At 67.5% G+C, this 21716-nt stretch carries 18 protein-coding genes; 4 read left to right on the top strand and 14 right to left on the bottom strand.

Annotated elements, in window-relative coordinates:
* Position 1: 1 nt before the first annotated feature.
* From addB to B9N75_RS11960, 5 genes are all read right to left on the bottom strand, one after another.
* Entirely contained in the window at positions 2-2971 is a 2970-nt protein-coding gene (gene addB, locus B9N75_RS11980) for a double-strand break repair protein AddB (RefSeq protein ID WP_157123819.1), read from the bottom strand.
* 137 nt (positions 2972-3108) lie between these two features.
* Positions 3109-3870 carry a nucleotidyltransferase family protein gene (locus B9N75_RS11975; protein WP_085219002.1) on the bottom strand — a complete coding sequence of 254 codons (762 nt, stop codon included), beginning with the start codon at positions 3868-3870 and terminating at the stop codon, positions 3109-3111.
* The gene (locus B9N75_RS11970) at positions 3867-4856 is read right to left on the bottom strand and encodes an aminoglycoside phosphotransferase family protein (protein WP_085219642.1); all 990 of its coding nucleotides are present in this window, start codon (positions 4854-4856) and stop codon (positions 3867-3869) included. Before B9N75_RS11970 ends, B9N75_RS11975 begins: the two co-directional genes overlap by 4 nt.
* The gene (gene tsaE, locus B9N75_RS11965) at positions 4853-5299 is read right to left on the bottom strand and encodes a tRNA (adenosine(37)-N6)-threonylcarbamoyltransferase complex ATPase subunit type 1 TsaE (protein ID WP_425292396.1); all 447 of its coding nucleotides are present in this window, start codon (positions 5297-5299) and stop codon (positions 4853-4855) included. Before tsaE ends, B9N75_RS11970 begins: the two co-directional genes overlap by 4 nt.
* A complete protein-coding gene (locus tag B9N75_RS11960) occupies positions 5296-7662 on the bottom strand; it encodes a sensor histidine kinase (protein WP_085219001.1) in 2367 nt (788 codons plus the stop codon). Before B9N75_RS11960 ends, tsaE begins: the two co-directional genes overlap by 4 nt.
* An 83-nt stretch (positions 7663-7745) precedes the next feature.
* Between B9N75_RS11960 and B9N75_RS11955 the strand changes: the two genes are divergently transcribed.
* Complete coding sequence (locus tag B9N75_RS11955; RefSeq protein WP_085219000.1) at positions 7746-8714, top strand: 2OG-Fe(II) oxygenase; 969 nt, start codon at positions 7746-7748, stop codon at positions 8712-8714.
* Between the two features lie 32 nt (positions 8715-8746).
* On the opposite strand, the gene ahcY is transcribed toward B9N75_RS11955, so the two are convergent.
* A complete protein-coding gene (gene ahcY, locus B9N75_RS11950; RefSeq protein WP_085218999.1) occupies positions 8747-10159 on the bottom strand; it encodes an adenosylhomocysteinase in 1413 nt (470 codons plus the stop codon).
* A gap of 115 nt (positions 10160-10274) precedes the next feature.
* Entirely contained in the window at positions 10275-10835 is a 561-nt protein-coding gene (locus B9N75_RS11945) for a YqgE/AlgH family protein (protein WP_085218998.1), read from the bottom strand.
* 113 nt (positions 10836-10948) lie between these two features.
* Here B9N75_RS11945 and B9N75_RS11940 point away from each other — a divergent pair, with 113 nt between their 5' ends.
* On the top strand, positions 10949-11431 hold the full coding sequence (locus B9N75_RS11940; RefSeq protein ID WP_085218997.1) for a peroxiredoxin: 483 nt from the start codon (positions 10949-10951) through the stop codon (positions 11429-11431).
* 3 nt (positions 11432-11434) lie between these two features.
* On the opposite strand, the gene B9N75_RS11935 is transcribed toward B9N75_RS11940, so the two are convergent.
* From B9N75_RS11935 to B9N75_RS11920, 4 genes are read right to left on the bottom strand one after another with little or no spacing between them, the layout of a single operon-like run.
* On the bottom strand, positions 11435-12016 hold the full coding sequence (locus B9N75_RS11935; RefSeq protein ID WP_085218996.1) for a YbjN domain-containing protein: 582 nt from the start codon (positions 12014-12016) through the stop codon (positions 11435-11437).
* A 13-nt stretch (positions 12017-12029) separates the two neighbouring features.
* Positions 12030-13856, bottom strand: coding sequence for a M2 family metallopeptidase (locus tag B9N75_RS11930; RefSeq protein ID WP_085218995.1), 1827 nt, complete (start codon positions 13854-13856; stop codon positions 12030-12032).
* A gap of 59 nt (positions 13857-13915) precedes the next feature.
* The gene (locus tag B9N75_RS11925) at positions 13916-14674 is read right to left on the bottom strand and encodes an alpha/beta fold hydrolase (RefSeq protein ID WP_085218994.1); all 759 of its coding nucleotides are present in this window, start codon (positions 14672-14674) and stop codon (positions 13916-13918) included.
* A 4-nt stretch (positions 14675-14678) separates the two neighbouring features.
* On the bottom strand, positions 14679-15707 hold the full coding sequence (locus tag B9N75_RS11920; RefSeq protein WP_085218993.1) for an aspartate-semialdehyde dehydrogenase: 1029 nt from the start codon (positions 15705-15707) through the stop codon (positions 14679-14681).
* A 163-nt stretch (positions 15708-15870) separates the two neighbouring features.
* On the opposite strand from B9N75_RS11920, the gene B9N75_RS11915 reads away from it, so the two are divergent.
* Positions 15871-16683 carry a DUF2189 domain-containing protein gene (locus B9N75_RS11915; protein ID WP_085218992.1) on the top strand — a complete coding sequence of 271 codons (813 nt, stop codon included), beginning with the start codon at positions 15871-15873 and terminating at the stop codon, positions 16681-16683.
* Positions 16684-16739: 56 nt separating this feature from the next.
* Positions 16740-18983, top strand: a complete 2244-nt coding sequence (locus tag B9N75_RS11910; RefSeq protein ID WP_085218991.1) for a M20/M25/M40 family metallo-hydrolase — start codon at positions 16740-16742, stop codon at positions 18981-18983.
* A gap of 57 nt (positions 18984-19040) precedes the next feature.
* Here B9N75_RS11910 and rplS read toward each other — a convergent pair whose 3' ends face one another.
* Genes rplS through B9N75_RS11895 form a run of 3 tightly spaced genes read right to left on the bottom strand, consistent with a single transcriptional unit; the run spans position 19041 to position 21699 of the window.
* Complete coding sequence (gene rplS, locus B9N75_RS11905) at positions 19041-19436, bottom strand: 50S ribosomal protein L19 (RefSeq protein ID WP_085218990.1); 396 nt, start codon at positions 19434-19436, stop codon at positions 19041-19043.
* A gap of 11 nt (positions 19437-19447) precedes the next feature.
* The gene (gene trmD / locus B9N75_RS11900) at positions 19448-20179 is read right to left on the bottom strand and encodes a tRNA (guanosine(37)-N1)-methyltransferase TrmD (protein WP_085218989.1); all 732 of its coding nucleotides are present in this window, start codon (positions 20177-20179) and stop codon (positions 19448-19450) included.
* Entirely contained in the window at positions 20176-21699 is a 1524-nt protein-coding gene (locus B9N75_RS11895) for a serine hydrolase domain-containing protein (protein WP_085218988.1), read from the bottom strand. Before B9N75_RS11895 ends, trmD begins: the two co-directional genes overlap by 4 nt.
* Between the last annotated feature and the right edge of the window lie 17 nt (positions 21700-21716).

The raw sequence follows: 21716 nt of genomic DNA, 5'->3' as shown, positions 1-21716 counted from the left end.
GCTAGGCAGGACCGTCCTCGGGCGCAACCGCGCCTTCGCGTCCGTACCATTCCTCAAGCCGCATGAGCTGATCATAGTCCGCGTAGGGCGCATATTCAGGATGGAGCTTGGCGGTGAAAGGTGCGTTGCCGGTGAGCCAATGTTCCGCCGCAGCCGTGAAGTGGCCTGCGGCGAGCGTGGTGAAATCCGCCGGATCGAGACCGCTGCGCCCGCCGACCGGGCTCTGGACATGGCCGATGCTGCCCGCCTTCTTCGCCAGCGACCAATATTCGAATGCCGCCGGAACGCCCTCGACGTCGGCGAAACCGCCCCGCTCGGCGATGAGACCGAGCAGGCCGAGCTGGAGCGAATAGCCCTCCCCCACCGCCTTGCTGCTGGGCGGGTTGCCAGTCTTGTAGTCGACGATGGCGAGGCTTCCGTCGGCGAGCCGGTCGATGCGGTCGGCGATGCCATAGAGCGCGATCCCGGCCACCTCCGCCTCGCCCCGCGCTTCAGCTTTGAGCGGCAGGCGGCCTGCGGCACGATCGGCGGCGACGCGCTCGGCAATCCAGTCGATCGCTTCCAGAAGACGCGGCTCCCACAGCGCCTTCAGCAGCGGATGCGCGGCGGTGTCAGCGAGCAACTGCTCGGCGCGGGGGCGAAGCTGCGTGGGATCGCAATCATCCTCCTTCATCCACGCTTCGAGCACCGCATGGACGGCATTGCCGCGCCAGGCCGGCCCCGGATCGGCATCGACCGGATCGAGCGGTGACAGGCCGAGCACGCGGCGCGCATAGAAAGCGAATGGGTCGGCTTTGAGGCGGTCGACTTCGGTGACCGAAATGCGGCGCGGGCGCTCGGCGCGCGGCGGCGACGGCGCGGGGCGCTCGATCTGGACCGGGGCGAGCGGCGCGTCAATCCGCTGCGCCCAGCGACGATAATGAGGATGGCGCCTCAGCCCGCCGGTCATCGCCTCCATCCGCAGCCAGAAGCGCGAGGCGACGGCGGGCGAGCGCGCATCGCGCCGCGCGCGCGTCACCAGCACCTCCTGCCCGCCCAGGCCACCGACAAGATCGTGCGCAGCAAGGCCGATGACGCGCTCCAGCGAGGGCAGCCCCAGCTCGGTGCGGATGCGCGGCGCGAGCCAGGGATCGGGCGGCGGCAGCGCGGGCCAGACGCCTTCGTTGAGCCCGCCGAGGATCATCAGATCGGCGCTCTGCAACCGCGCTTCGATCAGGCCCCAGATAAAGAGCCGGGGATGCTGGCCGTAAGGCGGGCGAACCGCGACACGGTCGAGCAGCGCTTCCAGCAAAGGCACGAGATTGGCGGCGGAGACGCGTTCCGGACCCGCCGCCGTGACATCCTGGAGTTCGGCGAAGAGATCGGCGGCGGAGCGACCCGCGGGGCCTGTCCAGGCGTCGTCGCCTGCAAGTGCTTCGGTAGCTTTGCGCAGCGCGTCGAGCGCTGCGGGCAGCGACAATGCTTCGCCTGCGAAATCGCTTTCGATCGGCTGGAGCAGCGGCAGCGCCTCGCGCCACCAGGCGAGCGCGGCGGCGCGCAGATCGCGGTCACGGCCTGAGCGGTCGGAAAGGAAGCGGGTGATGCCGTCGAGCCCGGCGGGCGGGCGCGGCCCCCGCAGCGCGCGATCGAGCGTGCGCGCACCGTCGAGCCACGCCGCGCGCCGATCGCCGCGCATGACCAGCGGGTGCTTGAGGAGCGCGAGCAGCGGCACCGGCGCGAACCGGTCGGCGCCGGCGGCGGCGATCGACAGCAGCAGCGTGCCGGGCGGCGTCTGCGAGAGCGGGCGGCCGGCGCTGTCGTCGGCCTCGACACCCCAGCGCTTTAGGTGTGCGGACACGCGGCGCGCGAGGCCGCGGTCGGGCGTCACCAGAGCGGCAGTCCGCCCCGGCGTTTCGAGCGCCTCGCGCAGCGCAATGGCGATCGCCTGCGCCTCCTCCGCCGGATCGGCGAGCTCGAGCGCGCGGACACCGGTCAAACGCCGGTCGGCGGGCTTGAGCCCTTGCCAGCGCGCGGTGAAGGCGGCGGGCTTCATCGCATTGGCGATCGCGCGGCTGCGCACCGCAGGGGCGTCGCGGCCCCCACCCCACCGCCACCGCGCGACTTCGGTGCGGTTCACGCCCATACGATCGAGCAGCAGCTTGATCTGGAACTGCGGGTGGGTTTCGATCGCGCGGCGTGCGAAGCCCGTGACGGGATCAGGCTCATGCGGGCCGAGCGCGTCCCACTCGTCCGCGGGCATCGTGGTGTCGAGTCCGGGCAGCACGACCATCCCGGCATCTATCCGCGAAATGCGTCGCAGCAACGCGGCGATCGCCGGTGCGGGGCTGGTGATGCCTGCCGCGACCACGAAGCCGCGCGGCGGCGCGTCACGCCATTTGCGCGCGACGCGTTCGAGCAGGCGATTGCGGCGATCGGCAAGGTCGATGCAGCCGCGCTGCGCCAGCACGCGAGGCCAGAGATCGAGAATCACTTCGAGCCGCTCCAGCGAAGCGAGCCAGTGGTGAGCGAGATCCGGAACGCCAGCGGCTACGTCGCGCAGCCTGACCGGATCGATCTTCTCTACATGAAGCTGGTCGAGAGTGCGGGCGAGATCCTCGGCGAGCCGGAGCGCCTCGGCAGCATCGACACCTTGCTGCTTCTCGACCAGCCGGGCGAGCAGCATCAGCCGTTCGAGCGGCGGAATGGCGGGCGGGATCGGATCGGTATCGTCCATCGCTTCGAGTGCGCCGAACAGCCGCTCGTCGATATCGGGATCGCCCACGGGGACGAGCCTCGGGAGCAGTAGCCCGCCTTCGGACCGGCGCACGAAAGCATCGGTGATCGCGCGGACGGCGCGATTGTTGGGGACGAGTACCAGCCCGCGCGCCAGGTCGGTCGTATCGCCCCGCGCCCGCGCAATGAGGCCAGCGGCGAGCGCATCAGCGAAAGCGCGATGCGGTGGGATGGTGAAGACGGCTGGCACGGGCGGCACTCTAGGGACGTTGGCCGGGCCGGGCAAAGGGCTCGATTTCTCCTTTCGTCATTGCGAGCGTAGCGAAGCAATCCAGCGGAGACGGGCGAGGCACATGGTTTGCTTCGTGGCTGTGCTCCTCGCAATGACGGAAAAGCTCAGATCTCGGCGAGCATCGCTTCGGTGGCCTTGATGTTGGGCGGCGCGCCGACGTCGAACCAGAGGCCCTGATGCACCGCGCCGTAGCAGCGCCCCGCCTCGATCGCGCGGTCCCACAGGATGTTGGTCGAGAACGGCCCCTCCGGCGCATCGGCGAGCAGACGCTTGGAGAGCATCTGGATGCCGGTGAACACGAACGGCGCCACCGTCCCGGCGCGCGGCCGGCGCAGCTTGCCCGCGGCGCTCATGTGGAAATCGCCCTTGCCCTTGTGGCAATTCGCGCGGGCGAGCGGGACGAGAAGCAATAGCGCGTCCATGTGCGCGTCGTCCCAGGCGGAGGCGAGCAGCTTCAGCGTATCGACCGGCCCATCGATCCAGAGATTGTCGGCATTGACCGCGAGGAAGGGATCGGCGTCGATCAGCGGCAGCGCCTTCACCAGCCCACCGCCGGTTTCTAGCAATTGCCCCCGCTCGTCGGAAACGGCGAACTCGATGCCCCGCACGCGGTTCTTGAGATGGGCTTCGAGCGCGTCGGCGAGATAATGGACGTTGACCACAGCTTTCTTGACGCCCGCGGCACGAAGCCGGTCGAGCGCGTGATCGAGCAATGGCTTGCCCGCTACCTCCACGAGCGGTTTGGGCCTAGTCGCGGTCAGCGGGCGCATCCGCTTGCCGAGCCCTGCTGCCATCACCATCGCGGTCGCCGGAACGGTGACGGCGGGGTGCGGGCGGAGCGCCAGGGGCGGCTTGTAACGGCTCATGCCGGCATCTCCTTCCAGGCCGCCGCACGCTTGTCCGCGGGTATGTTGGCGTCGAACCAGGCGCGGACCGACGCCAGCGCGGGGTGCGCGAGGTTGCGTTCGAGGTAGGACCAGACGCGCGGCTGCAGCGGCAGATAAAGCGGCTTGCCGTCGCGCTTCCAGAGACGCGTGAAGATGCCGAGGATCTTGGTGTTTCGCTGTGCGCCGAGCACTTCGTAATCGGCGCGAAAGGTGCCGCGATCGTCGATCCGCGCCGCGTCGGCGTAGCGGGCGAGCATCGCCGCCTCCAGTTCCGGCGCCACGTCGCGGCGTGCATCCTGAAGCAGCGAGACAAGATCGTAAGCGGGATGGCCGGCGAGCGCGTCTTGGAAATCGAGCAGGCCGAGTTCGTCGCGCCCCGGGAGAACCATCAGATTGTCGGCGTGATAATCGCGCAGCACCATCACCGGCGCTGCGGCGGCACGTTCGGCGACGCCGCGCCAGGCCTCGCACCACGCCGCGACATAGCCTGTCTCATCGACCTCAAGACCTAATGCCGGCGCATACCATTCAGTGAACAGCCCCACCTCGCGCGCCATCGCGGCATCGTCATAGGGTGGCAAATCCGACGGCGCAGGATCCGCGCCGAGCCGAGCGAGAATATCGACCGCGCTTTCGTAGATGCCAGGCTCGCGGCCGGGCTCGCGCGCGAGCAGCGGACCGACGCGATCGTCACCGAAATCCTCGAGCAGCAGCAGTCCTCGCTCGCGATCCACCGCAAGCGGCCGCGGCGGCGCGAAGCCGCGATCGAGAAGATGCTGCGCGACGCCGAGAAACGGGCCGACATCCTCATGCTCGGGCGGTGCATCCATCAGGACGGCGGTCGCACCGCCGCGTGCGACGCGAAAATAGCGGCGGAAACTCGCATCACCCGCGAGCGGCAGGATTTCGGCGCCGCCCCAGCCGTGCGCGGCAAGGAAATCGGGCGCCGCGGCGGGCGGAATCATCGGGGCGGCCATCGCGCCTCCCATGCCTCCGGAACCCGCGCTGTCAAGCGGCGCGCGCCATCCGGCGACACATCGAGGTCGAGCCGCAGCGCATGGCGCCACAGACGGTCACCAAGCCGCTCGGGCCATTCGATGAGCAAAGCGCTGTCGAACAGCGCATCGTCGAGCCCGAGCTCCTCCATCTCCCGCGCGCGCTCGATGCGATAGAGATCGACATGCCAAAGCGGCAGGCGGAGTGCGGGCGGCTCGTAAGCGATCACGATCGGAAAACTCGGGCTGGCTACATCTCCGCCGAAGCCGAGACCGCGCAATATGGCGCGCGCCAAAGTCGTCTTCCCCGCCCCGAGAGGACCGGAGAGCGCGACCACGTCGCCGGGGCGGAGCAGTGACCCCAAGGCTGCGCCCAACGCTTCGGTGTCGGCAGGACCGGGAAGCGCGATCACAGCAAGGGGCGCGGCAAGTGGATCGTGACGGTCGTGCCCTCGCCCACTTCGGAGACCAAAGCGATGGTGCCGCCGTGCGCCTCGATGAACTGGCGGGCGAGCGGCAAGCCGAGGCCGAGCGAGCCGCCATCGCCGCCCCGCGCCGCCGCAGTGCGGTGGAAGCGATCGAACACGCGGGCCTGCTCGAACGGCGCGATGCCGGCACCGTTGTCGGACACGGCGATCACCGCTTCCGACGCATCGCCGCTGGCGTGGAGCAGCACCCTGCCGCCGCCATGGGTGTAGTCGACCGCATTCTTGACGACATGATCGACCGCCTGGCGCAGCCGCCGCCGATCGCCGATCACGCTGCCGGCCGAGGGCGCGATGTCGAGCGCGAGATCGATGCCCTTGGCGGCGGCGGCCTCCTGCACCGCTTCCGCCGCTTCCTCGCACAGCGCGGCGAGATCGATCTCATCCTCGCTCAGCATCAGGCTGCCGCTGTCGCTCTGCGTCAGATCGAGCACGTCGTCGATCAGCACGCCGAGCCGGTTCACCGAATCGAGGATCGCGGCGACATATTCTGTCGCGGGGGCTTCGAGCTTGCCGGCATAGCCACCCTCCAGCATCTCGGCGAAGCCGGCGATCGAGGTGAGCGGCGTTCTGAGCTCATAGCTCATGTTGGAGACGAAGGCGGTCTTGAGCTTGTCCGCTTCCTCCAGTGCCTCCGCCCGCTCGCGCAGCGCAGCCTCGATCCGGCGGCTGTCGGTCACGTCGAGCATGGTGAAGAGCGCGTTGCCGTCGGGCAGCGGCACCGCGGCAAACTCGAAATCCGATCCGTCGAGCAGGCTGACCCGGCCGCTGCGCTGCTTGCGTTCGACGGTCGCGCTGCGCACCAGCTCGCGCACCAGCGCGGCGTGGCCCGGATTCTTGAGCTTGCCGGCGATGTGCGGGACGAGCGCGTCGATCCGCGGATGCGCGGAAAGCTGTTCCTCCTCGAACGCCCAAAGATTGCGGAAACGGTTGTTCCAGAGGTGCAACCGCCCGTCCGAAGCGAACACGCCGATCGCCTCGAACAAATTGTCGAAGGTCGCCGTCCGCACCCGCAGCAACGTGTCACGCGCCGATGCGAGGCGAATCTGCTCGGTGCGGTCCTCGAAGATCAGCAGCAGACCGCCGTCGGGCAGCGGCTGCGCGACGACGCGCAGGTGCTTGCCGCTCGGGAGCAGCCAATCCTCTTCCTCGGCGGCGAGGCCGGCGATGAACCAGCCGCCGCGCTCTTCGCGCCACGCGGGATAGTCGCGAACTTCGGGCAGGTGCGCTTGTTCGCGCATCGCATCGAGCACGCGGTTGAATTCGGGCTCGTCGGCCAGGAAGTCGCTGCGCAGCGCAAACAGCCGCGCGAACGGCTGATTGAAGAAGATCAGCGTCCGGTCGCGCCCGAAATGCGCGACGCCCGCGGAAAGCCTGTCGAGCATGTCGCGCTGCGCGGCGACGAAGCGGGCAAGCTCGGCGCGCGCCTGCTCGCGATCCTCGACGTCGATCGCATAGCCCGCAACGCCGGCGTCGCTGAGCGGCACCTCGACCACGCGCATCGTCCGGCGCTCGCCGGCGATGGTGGCGGGCACGGTACGGGCCACGACCTCGCTTTGCTCGCGCACCGCCTCTGCCTGGCTAAGCGGGCTGCCGCCCTCGCCTTCGTCGACCAGTTCGATGCCCGAGGTGACCACCGAAAGAGCATCGCCGCCTTCCACGGCCGCGACATAGGCGCTGTTGACCATCGCGAGGCGAAGGTCCGGTCCGCGGTGCCACATCGGGAAGGGCGCGGCCTCGATGAGCGCGGAAAGGGAATCGAGCGCGGTCGAAAGCCGCTCGCCCTCGCCCTCCAGGTCGGCGCGTCGCACTTCGCTTTCGGTGGCGTCGATCAACCAGAGCAAGGTGGTGCCGGACTTCCATGGGCGCGGCGCGGGCGCGCCCTCCACCCGAAAACGGCGGCCCGATCCGTTTACGCCGACGTGAAGCGAGAAGGCGCCACCGGCCCGTGCGGCACCCGCCACCGCTTCGCGCAACCGCTCGGCATCGCCCGGATCGAGGCCTGCATCGCTGTCGGCAAGCGACTGCAAGGTGGAGGGCGTATAGGAAAGGCCGAGAATGTCGGCGAGGCGGGCGTCCGCTTCGATCTCACCGCCGGGCGCGACGATCACCGGGATTGCGGGCCCCGCGTCGAGCAGTGCCCTTGCGCGCCGCCCCTCGTCTGCCACCGCGGAACCGCTGCGCAGTCGGCGCGCCCCGGCGAGCGACAGGAACAGCGCGATCGCCAGCCAGACGCCGGCGACAAGGGCGATGATGCCGAGCGCCTGGCGCGAGATTTCGACCGAACCCATGCTGCGCCGATGTCTAGGAGCAAGTGCGACACAACGGAAGAGCGGCGCTTGTGCGCGAACCGCGCCGGCCATAGCGTAAAGCGATGAACAACCCTGCGCCGCTCCGCCAGCATGTCGAATCGCTCGTCTCCCAATGGAAAACGGAGGACGCCCGGACGCTGCTCGAACAGCGCGTCGCGCAGGGCGATCCCGAGGCCTGCGGGGTGCTCGCGGTGTGGCGCTGCACGGGCCAGCATCTGCCGCGCGATCTGGACGAGGCGCGGCGGCTGTTCCTCCGCGCAGCGCAGGGCGGCGACGCGCATGCCGGGGTGATCTATACCAACTTCCTCGCAGCCGGGGTCGGCGGAGCGGCGGACTGGGCGGGCGCGCTCGATCTGCTGCGGCGGCGCAGCGCGATCGATCCGCAGGCCGGGCAGCAGCTCTATCTGCTCGGCGAAATGGCGCTGGACGACAAGGGCGATCCGGCCGAGGCGCTGCCCGAACCGCGCATCATCGGCACCTCGCCCGACGTCCGCCTCTTCCCCAAATTGTTCAGCGAGACCGAATGCGCCTATCTCGCCGCGCAGGCGATGCCGCTGATGCAGCCGGCGATGGTGGTGCACCCGACCACGGGAGAGCAGATCCGCAACCCGATCCGTACCTCCGATCAGGCGATCTTCACTTGGCCGATCGAGAATCCGGTGATCCACGCGCTGAACCGGCGGATCGCGGCGGCGAGCGGGACCAAGGAAGATCAAGGCGAGGCACTGCAGATCCTGCGCTACCGCCCGGGACAGGAATATAAGAAGCATCTCGACGCGCTCGCAGGGCTCGAGAACCAGCGCGTGATGACGATGCTCGTCTATCTGAACGCGGACTATGAGGGCGGCGAGACCGTTTTCCCGGAGGCGGACCTGTCGGTGCGCGGCGAGACCGGCGATGCACTGCTGTTCCGCAATCTGCTGCCCGGCGGCGAGACCGACATGCGGTCGATCCACGCCGGGCTGCCCGTAACCACCGGGGTCAAGCTGATCGCCAGCCGCTGGATCCGTCAGCAGCGCTTTATCGACTGACGGGGCGGCGTCAGGCACCGCCCCGTTCGCCATCAATAGCGATAGTGGTCCGGCTTGAACGGACCCTCGACCGGCACGCCGATATAATCGGCCTGCTTCTTGTTGAGCGTCGTCAGCTTCACGCCGAGCTTGTCGAGGTGCAGCGCCGCGACCTTCTCGTCGAGATGCTTGGGGAGGACGTAGACTTCGTTCTTGTACTTGCCGCCCTCGGCCCACAGCTCGATCTGCGCGAGCACCTGATTGGTGAAGGACGAGGACATGACGAAGCTCGGGTGGCCGGTGGCGTTGCCGAGGTTCACGAGGCGGCCCTTCGAAAGGACGATGATCTTCTTGCCGTCGGGGAACTCGACCTCGTCGACCTGCGGCTTGATCTCGGTCCACTTCATGTTGGCCAGCGCGCCGATCTGGATCTCGCTGTCGAAGTGGCCGATGTTCGACACGATCGCCATGTTCTTCATCGCGCGCATATGATCGAGCGTGATGACGTCCATGTTGCCGGTGGCGGTGACGAAGATGTCGGCGCGGGTCACCGCTTCCTCCATCGTCACGACCTCATAGCCTTCCATCGCCGCCTGCAGCGCGCAGATCGGATCGACTTCGGTGACGAGGACGCGCGCGCCGCCGTTGCGCAAGCTGGCGGCCGAGCCCTTGCCGACATCGCCGAAGCCGGCGACGCAGGCGACCTTGCCGGCGAGCATCACGTCGGTCGCGCGGCGGATCGCGTCGACCAGCGATTCCTTGCAGCCGTAGAGATTGTCGAACTTCGACTTGGTGACGCTGTCGTTGACGTTGATCGCCGGGAACGGGAGCTTGCCCTTCTTGGCGAGATCATAGAGGCGGTGGACGCCCGTGGTGGTCTCTTCCGAGACGCCCTTGATCGCGGCGACCGTCTTGGTGAGGTAGCCCGGACGCTCCTTCAGGAAGCGCTTCAGCGTCGCCGCGAAGATTTCCTCTTCCTCGTTGGTCGGCGTGAACAGCTCTTCGCCCGCCTCGACGCGCGCGCCCCACAGCGCGAACATCGTCGCGTCGCCGCCGTCGTCGAGGATCATGTTGCAGGTCTCGTCCTGCCCCCAATCGAAGATGCGCGCGGCATAATCCCAATACTCCTCCAGCGTCTCGCCCTTGACGGCGAAGACGGGGACGCCCGACGCGGCGATCGCGGCGGCGGCATGGTCTTGGGTGGAGAAGATGTTGCACGATGCCCAACGGACCTCGGCGCCGAGCGCGGTCAGCGTCTCGATCAGCACCGCGGTCTGGATCGTCATGTGCAGCGAACCGGTGATGCGCGCACCCTTCAGCGGCTGCGACGATCCATATTCGGAGCGGAGCGCCATCAGGCCCGGCATTTCGGTCTCGGCGATCTCGATCTCCTTGCGGCCGAAGGCGGCGAGGTCGATGTCGCGGATCACATAATCGTCGAACGCGGGTTTCGCCTGAGTGGCCACGAGGGATGCTCCTTGAGAAAATGATGTGGGATGCCGGCCTGCCGGCTATGGCGCGCCCTTACGGGTTCGCAGCGCGCAATTCAACATATAAAGATATCTTTATATGTCGTGCGGATCAGGCCGTTCCGGATTCCAGCGCGAGCAAGCGCGGATCGACGCCCGCGCCGCGAAAGCCATCCTCCCAGCGTGCGCCGACGTCGGATTTAAACAGCAACGCCTCGTCCCCCGCAGTCGTGAACCAGCCGTGGCGTTTCATCTCCTGCTCAAGCTGACCGGCACCCCAGCCGGCATAGCCGAGTGCTGCGATCCAACGCTCCGGGCCCTTGCCCTCGGCGATAGCGCGGAGGATGTCGAGCGTCGCGGACAGCGTCCAGCGCCCGGCGACGTCGATGCTTCCCTCCCCGCCCCAATCCCGGCTGTGGATGATGAAGCCGCGCTGCGGCTCGACCGGGCCACCTGCATGTATGCGGCAATCGGGCGCGACGCCGGGATCGATGTCGAGCTGCTTCAGTAGCGCGTGGAAGCCGATGTCAGACAAGGTGCGCCCTAGCCCGATGCCGAGCGCGCCGTCCTCGTCGTGCGCGCACATCGCGATCACCGCGCGCTCGAACCGCGGATCGCCGATCCCCGGCATCGCGAGAAGGAACTGGCCGGTGAGAAAAGGCGGGGCATCCATCGTTCCGCTATAGGCCCGCTCGCTAGTCACCGACAATGGCCGCACCCCCTGTTCGGCGCCCGTCCGCCTTGCTAGAGCCGCCGCCGACCGCACTTAGAGCAGAGGACAAGCGCATGAGCATCCAGGTAGGCGACCGCATTCCCGACGCGAATTTCATGAAGGCGACGGCCGAGGGTCCGCAGCAGGTTTCGACCGGCGATTATTTCGCGGGCAAGACGGTTGCGCTCTTCTCCGTGCCCGGCCCCTTCACCCCGACCTGCTCGGCGCGACACCTGCCGGGCTTCATCGAAAAGGCGGGCGACCTCAAGGCCAAGGGCGTGGACGAGATCGCCTGCACCGCCGTCAACGACGCTTTCGTGATGCAGGCCTGGGCCGATCAGTCGGGCGCGGGTGACCAGGTGACGATGCTGGCCGACGGCAATGGCGATTTCATCAAGGCCGTGGGCCTGCCAATGGACGGCAGCAAATTCGGCCTGGGCCAGCGTGGCCAGCGCTTCTCGATGCTGGTCAAGGATGGCGTCGTCGAGCAGCTCAATGTCGAGGAGCCGGGCGCGTTCAACGTCTCGAGCGCCGATTACATGCTGGAGCGGCTCTAAGCGCTAGGGCGTTCCGGCGGGCGACGGGGATGGCGTGGGGGCCGCGGGCCTCCGCGCCTCCAGCGGCCCCAGCACCTCGGTAGCATAGCGGTCTGCCTGGTTGGCGAAGACCAACAGGTTGACCGCCAGATTGCCGCGCACGAAGCCGAAATCCGCCGTCAGATAGCGCTGCAGCGCGGGACGGCCGTCGCTGGCGACAAAGGCTTTCGCGAAGGCATATTTGTGGTTGAACGCGCTGATCGCGTCGCCGGTCTGGTCGGCCGATGCGTTGGTGATACGCGTCCAATAGGATTGGACGCTCAGCGCCTTGCAATTGGCGCCGGTGGAATCGCAGCCGCTCATCGTGATCGTCGCACGGCGATTGTTGGTGAAGGTCACCATCAAAGTCGGCCGGGCAGGATCGCCGCCGCGCCTATATTGCGCGCCGATCTGTTTCAGCACCGGCTCCACCGTCGCAAAACTGAACGACGGGATGACCTGCCGGTTTTCCGGCGCGGCGGGGTTGAACCGGGGCGGCGCGACCTGCGCCGCCGCCCCGGATATCAAAACGGCGGACAGAACGGCCCCCGCCATAAGCCTTTTCATCAGAACCTCCGCGTCAGGTCCGCTGCCAGCCGCACTGCTGGCCGCGGTTCTGCTGCTTGAGCCAGGCGTCGAGCGGCCGGAAATATTCCAGCATCGCCTTGCCCGACATTTCGCGGCTGCCGGTAAAGGCCTGCAGCGCATCGGGCCAAGGCTTGGACGCGCCCATTTCCAGCATCGCGTTCAAGCGCTTGCCGACTTCCTTGTTGCCGTAGAATGAACAGCGGTGGAGCGGCCCTTTCCACCCCGCCTGGTCGCACGCCGCCTTGTAGAATTGGAACTGGAGGATGCGGGCGAGGAAGTAGCGTGTGTAGGGCGTGTTGCCGGGGATGTGATATTTCGCGCCGGGATCGAACTTGCTCTCGTCGCGCGCCACCGGCGGGACGATGCCCTGATATTGCAGGCGCAGGTCGTTCCAGCCCTTGTTGTAGCTGCTCTCGGGGATCGAGCCCTCGAACACGCCCCAGCGCCATTTGTCGACGAGCAGGCCGAACGGCAGAAAAGCGACCTTGTCCATCGCCTGGCGCAGCAGCAAGCCGATGTCCTTGTCCGCCGACGGCACCTGCGATTTGTCGAGCAGGCCGATCTGGACGAGATATTCGGGCGTGATCGACAGCGCGACAGCATCGCCGATCGCTTCATGGAAGCCGTCGTTGGCCCCGTTCAGATAGAGGAATGGCTGTTTGTTATAAGCGCGCTGGTAATAATTGTGGCCGAGCTCGTGGTGGACGGTGACGAAATCGTCGCCGTTGACCTTGGTGCACATCTTGATGCGCAGATCGTCCTTGTTGTCGAGATCCCAGGCGGAAGCGTGGCAGACGACCTCGCGGTCCTGCGGCTTGACGATCTGCGAGCGCTCCCAAAACGTCTCGGGCAGCGGCGCGAAGCCGAGCGAGGAGAAGAAGCCCTCGCCGGTCTTGACCATCTTGATCGGATCATAGCCCTTCTTCTCGAGCAGATCGCCGACGTCATAGCCGATGTCGCCCGCACCCGGGGGTGCGACGACGTCGTAGATGTTGCCCCATTCCTGCGCCCACATGTTGCCGAGCAGATCGGCACGGATCGGGCCGGTCTTGGACTGCACCGCATCGCCATATTTGGCGTTGAGCTTGCCGCGCGTATAGCAGTGGAGCTGGTCGTAGAGCGGCTTCACCTCGAGCCACAATTTGTCGGTGAGCGCAGCGAACTCATCGGCGGGCATGTCATAGCCCGACCGCCACATCGCTCCCGTGTCCTTGTAGCCCAGTTCCTTCGAACCCTCGTTGGCGATCTGGACGAGCCGGACGTAATCCTTGCGCATCGGCGCGCCGACATTGTCGTGCCAGCTCGACCACATTTCCTTCAGCTCTTCAGGATTGCGGTTGGTGCCCATCGCCGCTTCGATGTCGCTGCCGTTGATCTGCTGGCCCTTGAGCGTGCCGCGGCCCTTGCCGTAGGTCGACTGAAGGCGTGTCGCGATGGTGTTGAGCTCCGCCGCGGCGCCCGCGGTGGTCGGCGCCGGCAGCGTGATGCCGCCGCGCAAGATGTCGAGCTTGCGCTTGGTATCGGCCGAAAGACCGGGCGCCTTGGCGAATTTCGCCGCCTGATTAGCATAGGCGACCGACTTTTCGGTGCCGATCGTCCCGAAATGCGCGGCGAGCGCGTCGGTGTCGTCGTTGATGTACGTGGCGTTCACCCAGGCGGCGCGCGCGCCGATCACGGAGAAATCGCCGAGATCCTTCTCGGCGGCGGCGATAAAGGCGTCCGCTTCCTGCGCGGTCGGCGCGGCGCCCGACTGGGCGACGGCGACTCCTCCGGCAGCGAGCAGAGTGGCGAGGGCGAGCACGGATACAGCGGCTTTCATCAAGCATCCCCTTCGGCTTTTCGGTGTGGCGCGCGTTCTGGACCCGCGTCCGATGAGGGTCAAGCGATGAGGAAATCGCGGATCGCGCGGCCGAGTTCGGGCTTGGTGACGGCGCTCATGTGATTGCCGGGAATGCTTTCGAAGCGGGCATCTGGGATGGCGGCGGCGAGCGCTTCGCCCGATCCGTTGTCGTCATCTTCGTCGCCGGTGACGACCAGCACGGGCACCCGGATATCCGCCAGTTCCTCACGGCTGGTGTCGGCGAAAGTGTTGAGGATCAGGAGCAAAGCCTCGGGATCGCCCTTGGTTGTCTTGAGGAACGCTTCGGTCATCCACTCGGACGATCCACGCTCGAAGCTGCCGAGATTGGTGAGGACGTGCCGGAAATACCCGCCGCGGCCGTGAGTATCGAGGATACCGTCGAGGCCCATGCCCATCAGCACGGCGCGGCGCGGCGCGGCGCCCGCGGTAAGCATCCGCACCACCGTCCGCCCGCCGAGCGAATAGCCGGCGAGGTCATAGTCGGTGAGACCAAGATGCGCGACGAGATCCTCGCCGTCGCGGGCGAGCACGTCTGGCGCATAAGCGGCCGGGTCGTGCGGCTTGTCGCTTTCGCCATGCGCGCGAAGGTCCGGCATGATCACGCGGAAGCCCGCCTCGACGAGGAGCGCGGCATGGCCGTAGCGGATCCAATTCACCTCGGCGTTGGAAAAATAGCCGTGGATCAGGACCAGCGGACGCCCTTCGCCTATCTCGCGCCAGGCGAGTTGGACGCCGTCACGGGCGGCGAGATGGTGGAGCGTCGGCGCGGCGGTCAAGCGGTCACGCCGCCTTCTGGAGATGGCGGCGGCCGAGCAGCTCGGCGATCTGGACGGCGTTGAGCGCCGCGCCCTTGCGCAGGTTGTCGGAGACGCACCAGAGCGAGAGGCCGTTATCCACGGTTGGATCCTCGCGCACGCGGCTGACGTAGGTCGCATATTCGCCGACCGCCTCGACCGGCGTCACGTAGCCGCCGTCCTCGCGCTTATCGACCAGCATCACGCCCGGCGCTTCGCGCAGGATGCGCTGCGCGTCCTTGGCGCTGATTTCGTTCTCGAATTCGATGTTGATCGCTTCCGAATGGCCGACGAAGACGGGCACGCGGACGCAGGTCGCGGTCACCTTGATCTTGGGATCGAGGATCTTCTTGGTCTCGACCACCATCTTCCATTCCTCCTTTGTCGATCCGTCGTCGAGAAATGCGTCGATGTGCGGGATAACGTTGAAGGCGATCTGCTTGGTGAACGTCTTGGATTCGGCGCTGTCGCCGACGAAGATGTTGCGGCTCTGCTCGAACAATTCGTCCATGCCGCTTTTCCCCGCGCCGGAAACCGACTGGTAGGTCGCGACGACGACGCGCTTGATGCGCGCGAAATCGTGGAGCGGCTTCAGCGCCACCACCATCTGCGCGGTCGAGCAATTGGGGTTGGCGATGATGTTCTTGGCGCGATAGCCGTCGATCGCGTGCGCGTTCACCTCGGGCACGATCAACGGCACGTCGGGGTCCATGCGGAAGAGCGAGCTGTTGTCGATGACGGTGCAGCCCGCCGCAGCGGCGCCGGGCGCATAGGCCTTCGACGCCGCCGAGCCGGCCGCGAACAAGGCGATGTCCCAACCGGCGAAATCGAAATGCTCGATGTTGCGGACCTTAAGCTCCTGCCCGCTGTCGCCGAAGTCGATCACGTCTCCGGTCGATCGCGGCGAGGCGACCGCGGCGATCTCGTCGACCGGAAATTGCCGCTCGGCGAGGATGTTGAGCATCTCTCGCCCGACGTTCCCGGTCGCACCCACGACGACCACCCGATAGCCCATGACTTCAGTCTCCAATTTGCCCCGGCGATCTAGTCCCGACCGCCCCCCGATCCAACCCCGCGGATCGCGCGCGTGCCATTTTTCTGCTACGAAGGTCGTGATAGGCGGCGCCCGGCCCGCCCCGTCACCGGACGCCCGCCCCTTGGCTCCAAGGAGAGCGACGATGGCGATCACCCATAGCACAGCGACCGGCATTGGCGCAGGACCGCGCCCCGAAGTCTGCCGCATCGGCCATGCCGATCTCAACGCGGCGCTCCGCGAAGGCTGGCGCGATTTCCTCGCCAAGCGCGGCGATCTCATCTTCATCGGCTTGCTCTATCCGATGATCGGCCTCGTCGCGGCGGTGGTGGCGACCAGCGGGCCGCTGCTCCATCTGTTGTTCCCGCTCGCCGCGGGGCTGTCGCTGCTCGGGCCGCTCGTCGCGATCGGCTTCTACGAGCTGGCGCGGCGGCGCGAGCAGGGGCTGGAGTCGGACTGGTCGCATTTCCTCGACGTGCGCAAGCGTCCCGGTTTCGGCGGCATCATGGCGGTCGCGATGGTGCTGATCCTGCTGTTCGTCGGCTGGATGGTCGCCGCCGCGGCGCTTTATGCGGCGCTGATCGGCCCCGCGCCGGTGTCGGTCGGCGATTTCGCGACGCGGCTGTTCGCGACGCCCGAAGGCTGGTCACTGATCCTGATCGGCAATGTCGTCGGCTTTTTGTTCGCCGCGGCCGTGCTGGCGGTAAGCGTCGTCTCGCTGCCGATGCTCGTCGATCGCGATGTCGATGCCGGAACGGCGATATCCACGTCGATCGCCGCGGTGCGCCGCAACCCCGGCGAGATGGTGCGCTGGGGCATAATCGTCGCAGCACTGCTCGTCGCCGGCTCGATCCCGCTTTTCATCGGCCTTGCGGTGGTGCTGCCGTGGCTCGGTTACGCGACCTGGCATCTCTATACCAAGCTGGTCGACCGGTCCGAGGTGGCGATCCGCGGCTGAGGGTGGCGCGCGCGGTGTCACGCGGATAGGCTGCGCCCTCAAAGCGAGGGGGCGGCATGGGGCGTGGAATCATCGGGGCGATGCTGGCGCTCGCGCTGTTGCTGGCGGGCCTGTTCCTCAAGGACGGCGTTTCAGGTCCGCCGCCGCTGCGCACTGCCTCTGCTCCCGGGATGTTCGACGCGACGCGGGCAACGGACCGGCTTGCCCGCATATTGGGTGACGAGCGCCCGCACCCCGTCGACAGCGAGGCGAATGACGCGGTTCGCGACCGGCTGATCGCCGAGTTGCGCGCGGCCGGCCTCGAACCACGCGTCACCGACGATTTCATCTGCAACGGCTCCGCCAAGGCGCGCGGCATCGCTTGCGGGCGGGTGCGCAACGTGATCGCCACGATGGGGCCCGCCGAGGGGCGCCACCTCCTGCTCGCGACCCATTACGACTCCACTCCGGTCGGCCCGGGCGCCTCCGATGCAGGGCTGGGCGTCGCGACTTTGCTCGAAGTGGCGGCGCAGCTTCGAGGGCGCCCGTTGTCGCGGCCGGTGAGCTTTCTGTTCGACGAGGGTGAGGAATCCGGGCTGCTCGGCGCCCACGCGTTCCTGGAGCGCGATCCGCTGGCACGGAACGTCGATACGCTGCTCAATTTCGAGGCGCGCGGCGTCGACGGACCGGCGATCATGTTCGAGACCAGCAGCCCCAATGGTCCCGCGATCACCCGCTACGCCGTCGCGGTGGACAGGCCCGCCGCCAATTCGCTCAGCATCGCGATCTCGCAGCTCATTCCCAACACGACCGACGTCGCGGTACTGAAGGACGCCGGCTGGACGATCCTCAACTTCGCGGTGATCGGCAACGAGACGCGCTATCACACGCCCGGCGACGACATGGCGGCGTTCGAGCGTCGCAGTCTCCAGCATATGGGCGATCAGGCGCTGGCGGTGGTCCGTGCCGCCACGAATGGAGCCGCAGAGCCTGCGGCTGAAGGCGAGAAGGTCTTCACCGATCTCTGGGGCCGCGCGCTGATCGTTCTGCCCGCGCCGGTTGCTGTCGGCAGCCTATTCCTTCCGCTTGCCGTAACCGCTTATGCCGCATGGCGGCGGCAGGCATTCGGGCGACCCTTGCTTGCGGTCCTGTTCGCACTTGCCGGTGCGGGCGTGCTGACGTTCCTGATCCAGACGGCGGTCGGCTGGGCCATCGCGGGCGAATATTGGCGCGGGACGCCGATCCTGATCAAGCTCGCGACCTATGCGACGGCGATGCTCGCTGCCGTCGCCGCGCTCGCGTGGGCGCGATGGGACGCGGCACGTCTCCGTGCAGCGTTCTGGCTGGTCTTTCTGCTGGTTGGCGCCGCTCTCTCGGTGGCGCTGCCGGGCGCGTCGATCTACTTCCTCCTGGTCGCGCCGCCCGCAGCGATCGGATTGTTGCTGGCCTCCCGCTGGCCCGCTGCCGAGCGGATCGGCGCGATCCTCTCCGCGCTGCTGCTGTTCGCGCTCTGGGCGCCGACGATCGGGGCGGCCGAGACGACGCTTGATCACGCCACCATGGCGATCTTCGCGCCCTTGGTCGCGCTGGTACTGCTTCCAGCGCTTATCGAGCTGGCACCGCTGTTCGTGCGCGCGCCGGCACGGCCGCTGCTGGCCGCGCTCGCAGCAATCGCCGTTGTCGGCTGGGTCGCGACGCTCGCCGCGCCCGATTACAGCGCGAACCGCAAGCAGCCGTTCGGGATCGAATATGCGGTCGATGCGGACGCCGGCACGGCGCGCTGGCTGGTGGTCAATGACGGCGCGGCCCTGCCGGCTGCGATGAAAGGCTTCGAGGGCGGCGTGAAAGTGCCCTGGTCGGGCCGCAAGCGCTGGGCGTCGACAGCGCCGGTGGCTGAAGCGCCCGCCCCCGCCGCGACGCTGACCGGCACTGCCGCGACACCCGAAGGCCGCATCGTGCGATTACGCATTGGCGCCAACGGCGCAGACACCATCCTGCTGCGCGGCCCTCCGCAAGCGAAGGTGATCGAAGCGCGGATGAACGGATCATCGCGGCCGATGGGCGGGCGCGATCGCGAGGAGAGCGAAGCGGCCAATCGCTCGGGTGACAATGATTTCAGCATCCGCTGCCAGGGCCGAAGCTGCGATGGCGCGACGGTCGAACTGCTGCTCGGCAACGCGCGGCCGCAGCGCTGGTCACTGGTTGGCATCCGCAGCGGTCTGCCGGCATCAGCAGCGTCGCTCATCGCCGCGCGCCCCGCCAACGCGCAGCCGCAATATAATCCCGACGCCACGATCGGCGTTCGGCGGATCACGCTCTGAAACGAAAAAGGGCGGCCCCGCGGGACCGCCCCTCTATCGCTTGAAGCGCAGCGCCGTTCAGGCGCCGGCGGTTTCCTTGGCTTGCTCGCGGCGCGGATCGCGGCGCTCGGCGATGCGGGCCGACTTGCCGGTGCGGCCGCGCAGATAATAGAGCTTGGCGCGACGGACGGCGCCGCGGCGGACGACGTCGATCGAATCGATGTTCGGCGAATAGAGCGGGAAGACGCGCTCGACGCCCTCGCCGAAGCTGATCTTGCGGACCGTGAAGCTGCTGCCGAGACCGCGGTTGGCGCGGGCGATGCAGACGCCTTCGTAATTCTGAACGCGGGTGCGCTCGCCTTCGACGACCTTCACGCCGACGCGCAGCGTATCGCCGGGGCGGAATTCGGGGATGGTCTTGTTCTTGTTGAACGCCTCGATGGCTTCGGCCTCGAGCTGCTGGATCAGGTTCATCGATCTTGCCTTCACGTATCGCGTCGCGCGCCAGAGGGCGGTGGCCTTCGCGCGCCCCCATGGCGCTCGATCAGGTCCGGCCGCCTTAGCCGTGTATCGTCGACCGCCCTTTCACTCCGCCAGGCGGCGATCTTCGCATGATCCCCCGATCGCAACACTTCAGGGATCGTGCGCCCTTCCCATATCTGGGGTCGGGTATAATGCGGATATTCGAGCAGGCCGGCCTCGAAGCTCTCGTCCGTGCCGCTCGAAGGCGCGCCCATTACGCCGGGAAGCAGCCGAATGCAAGCATCGAGGAGGACGATCGCGGCCGTCTCGCCGCCTGAGAGAATATAGTCGCCGATCGACACTGGGATGATCGGCCGCGCTTCGAACAGCCGCTCGTCGATCCCCTCGAACCGGCCGCACAGGATCGAGATGCCCGGGCCGGCGGCAAGCTCGCGGACCAGCGCCTGATCGAGCGGACGCCCGCGCGGGCTCATCGCCAGCATCGGCGCATCCGGACGCCGGGCGAGCACATCGTCCACCGCGCTCGCCAGCACGTCCGCGCGCATCACCATCCCCGCCCCGCCCCCGGCCGGCGTGTCGTCCACCGAGCGGTGCTTGTCGGTCGCGAAATCGCGGATCTGGACCGTCTCCAGCGACCAGATGCCCTCGCACAGCGCCCGCCCCGCAAGGCTGACGCCGAGCGGCCCCGGAAACATCTCCGGATAAAGTGTGAGGACGGTCGCGGCGAAGGTCACTGTGCCACGACGGAATAATGCAGCTCCTGGATTTCCGCGGTGGGCGAAGGCGCGAGCAATAGTTCGCCCTGAATACGACCGTGCTCACAGCGCCAGGTGAAGCGGCCCGCCATGGCGGTCGTCGCGGTGATCGGAGTGTTGGTGTCGCAGGTGCCGACCGCGGCCTGGAGCGTGCCGAGTTCCGCTCGCCATTCCTCGACAGGCTTATCCATGAGGAAGTTCATCGCCAGCCGGTTGCGCGCGGCATTGACGTCGCCCGCCGCGAAGATCAGCCGCGCGGCGGCGTAACCGTCCTCCAGCAGAGGCGTGACGGCGATCGCGCGGCCGGTGAGCGCGCCGGCCTTGGACAGCGCGACGGCCGCATCCCACACCTGCGGCACGGGTGCATTGTAGGTGCGGTTGCTGAAGGCAAAGAAGCCGATGCCATGCTCGGGAAGCAGCAGCACGTAGGAGCCGTAGCCGGGATAGCCGCCGCTGTGGCCGAGCGTCAGGCCGAGATCGCAATCGACGGCGGCGCTCATGCCTTTCCCGTAAGCGCTCGGCACCTGACACGCGGTCGCGCCGGTCTTGCCGCGGCGTCGCGCGACCGAGACGAAGTTCGATCCCTGCGCAAGCTCGCGGACGGAAGCGCGGCGTACCGGGCCGGGATCGGCGCCGTCGCGCGGCGGCCAAGCGGCGAGCAGCCAGGCGACATATTTCGCATAATCATTGGCGCTGGTCTGAAGCCCGCCCATGGCGCCGAACACGCCATGCTTCATTGTCGGCTCCTCGGCCCAGCCGCCGTCCTTCCAGCGATAGCCGATTGCGCGCTGCTCGGCGGGCGCCTCGGCGACCTCGAAGCCGGTCGACCGCATGCCGAGCGGGGTCAGGATGTTGCGCTCGACATAGGTGCGGTATGGCATGCCGGAGACGTTGGCGACGATCCGGCCGAGCAGAGCATAGCCGAAGTTGGAATATTCCATCGCGGTGCCCGGTGCGCGGCTCATCGGTACGCCGGTCTTCAGGATGCGGGTGAATTCCGGCTCGCTCATCGGCTGCTGACGATCGCCCCAGGGGTTGTCGGTGACGAAGCCCGCCGTGTGCGAGAGCAGGTCGCGAATGCGGATGCGCGGCGAGTCGGTGGTGAGATAGCGCCAGCCGCGCATCTCGGGCACGTGCTTTTCTGCCAGATCGTCGAGCGAGAGCTTGCCGTCGTCGCGCAGCTTCAGGATCGCGAGCGCGGTGAACGCCTTGGTCATCGATGCGATGCGGAACAGGCTGTCTGCCGTGACGGGCCGCTTCGCCTCGATATCCTGCACGCCGAGCCCGCGGAAATAGACGAGGCGACCGTCGGCGACGATCCCGTAGGCGAGGCCCGGCGCGTGGCTGTCGAGCGCGAAATCGGCCATCATGCGGTCGATCTCCGGCGCCGCCGCGGCGATCGCATCGGTTTGGGCCGATTGCGGCGCGGCAGGTTGCGCGGGAAGGGCGATGGGCGCGGCTGCGATCAGCAGCGCGGTAACGAAACGGATCGGCTTCATCCTCGGCTCCCCTTTTC

The organism is Allosphingosinicella indica (genome assembly GCF_900177405.1).
Lineage (GTDB): Bacteria > Pseudomonadota > Alphaproteobacteria > Sphingomonadales > Sphingomonadaceae > Allosphingosinicella > Allosphingosinicella indica.
Note: the sequence above shows the minus strand (reverse complement) of the source record. Positions and strands in the feature narration are given on the sequence as shown.

Coding starts and splice junctions, on each gene's coding strand:
- B9N75_RS11975 (WP_085219002.1), bottom strand. CDS start 3,870: ATGAGCCGTTACAAGCCGCCCCTGGCGCTCCGCCCGCACCCCGCCGTC.
- B9N75_RS11970 (WP_085219642.1), bottom strand. CDS start 4,856: ATGATTCCGCCCGCCGCGGCGCCCGATTTCCTTGCCGCGCACGGCTGG.
- B9N75_RS11960 (WP_085219001.1), bottom strand. CDS start 7,662: ATGGGTTCGGTCGAAATCTCGCGCCAGGCGCTCGGCATCATCGCCCTT.
- B9N75_RS11955 (WP_085219000.1), top strand. CDS start 7,746: ATGAACAACCCTGCGCCGCTCCGCCAGCATGTCGAATCGCTCGTCTCC.
- B9N75_RS11945 (WP_085218998.1), bottom strand. CDS start 10,835: ATGGATGCCCCGCCTTTTCTCACCGGCCAGTTCCTTCTCGCGATGCCG.
- B9N75_RS11940 (WP_085218997.1), top strand. CDS start 10,949: ATGAGCATCCAGGTAGGCGACCGCATTCCCGACGCGAATTTCATGAAG.
- B9N75_RS11935 (WP_085218996.1), bottom strand. CDS start 12,016: ATGAAAAGGCTTATGGCGGGGGCCGTTCTGTCCGCCGTTTTGATATCC.
- B9N75_RS11930 (WP_085218995.1), bottom strand. CDS start 13,856: ATGAAAGCCGCTGTATCCGTGCTCGCCCTCGCCACTCTGCTCGCTGCC.
- B9N75_RS11920 (WP_085218993.1), bottom strand. CDS start 15,707: ATGGGCTATCGGGTGGTCGTCGTGGGTGCGACCGGGAACGTCGGGCGA.
- B9N75_RS11915 (WP_085218992.1), top strand. CDS start 15,871: ATGGCGATCACCCATAGCACAGCGACCGGCATTGGCGCAGGACCGCGC.
- B9N75_RS11910 (WP_085218991.1), top strand. CDS start 16,740: ATGGGGCGTGGAATCATCGGGGCGATGCTGGCGCTCGCGCTGTTGCTG.
- rplS (WP_085218990.1), bottom strand. CDS start 19,436: ATGAACCTGATCCAGCAGCTCGAGGCCGAAGCCATCGAGGCGTTCAAC.
- B9N75_RS11895 (WP_085218988.1), bottom strand. CDS start 21,699: ATGAAGCCGATCCGTTTCGTTACCGCGCTGCTGATCGCAGCCGCGCCC.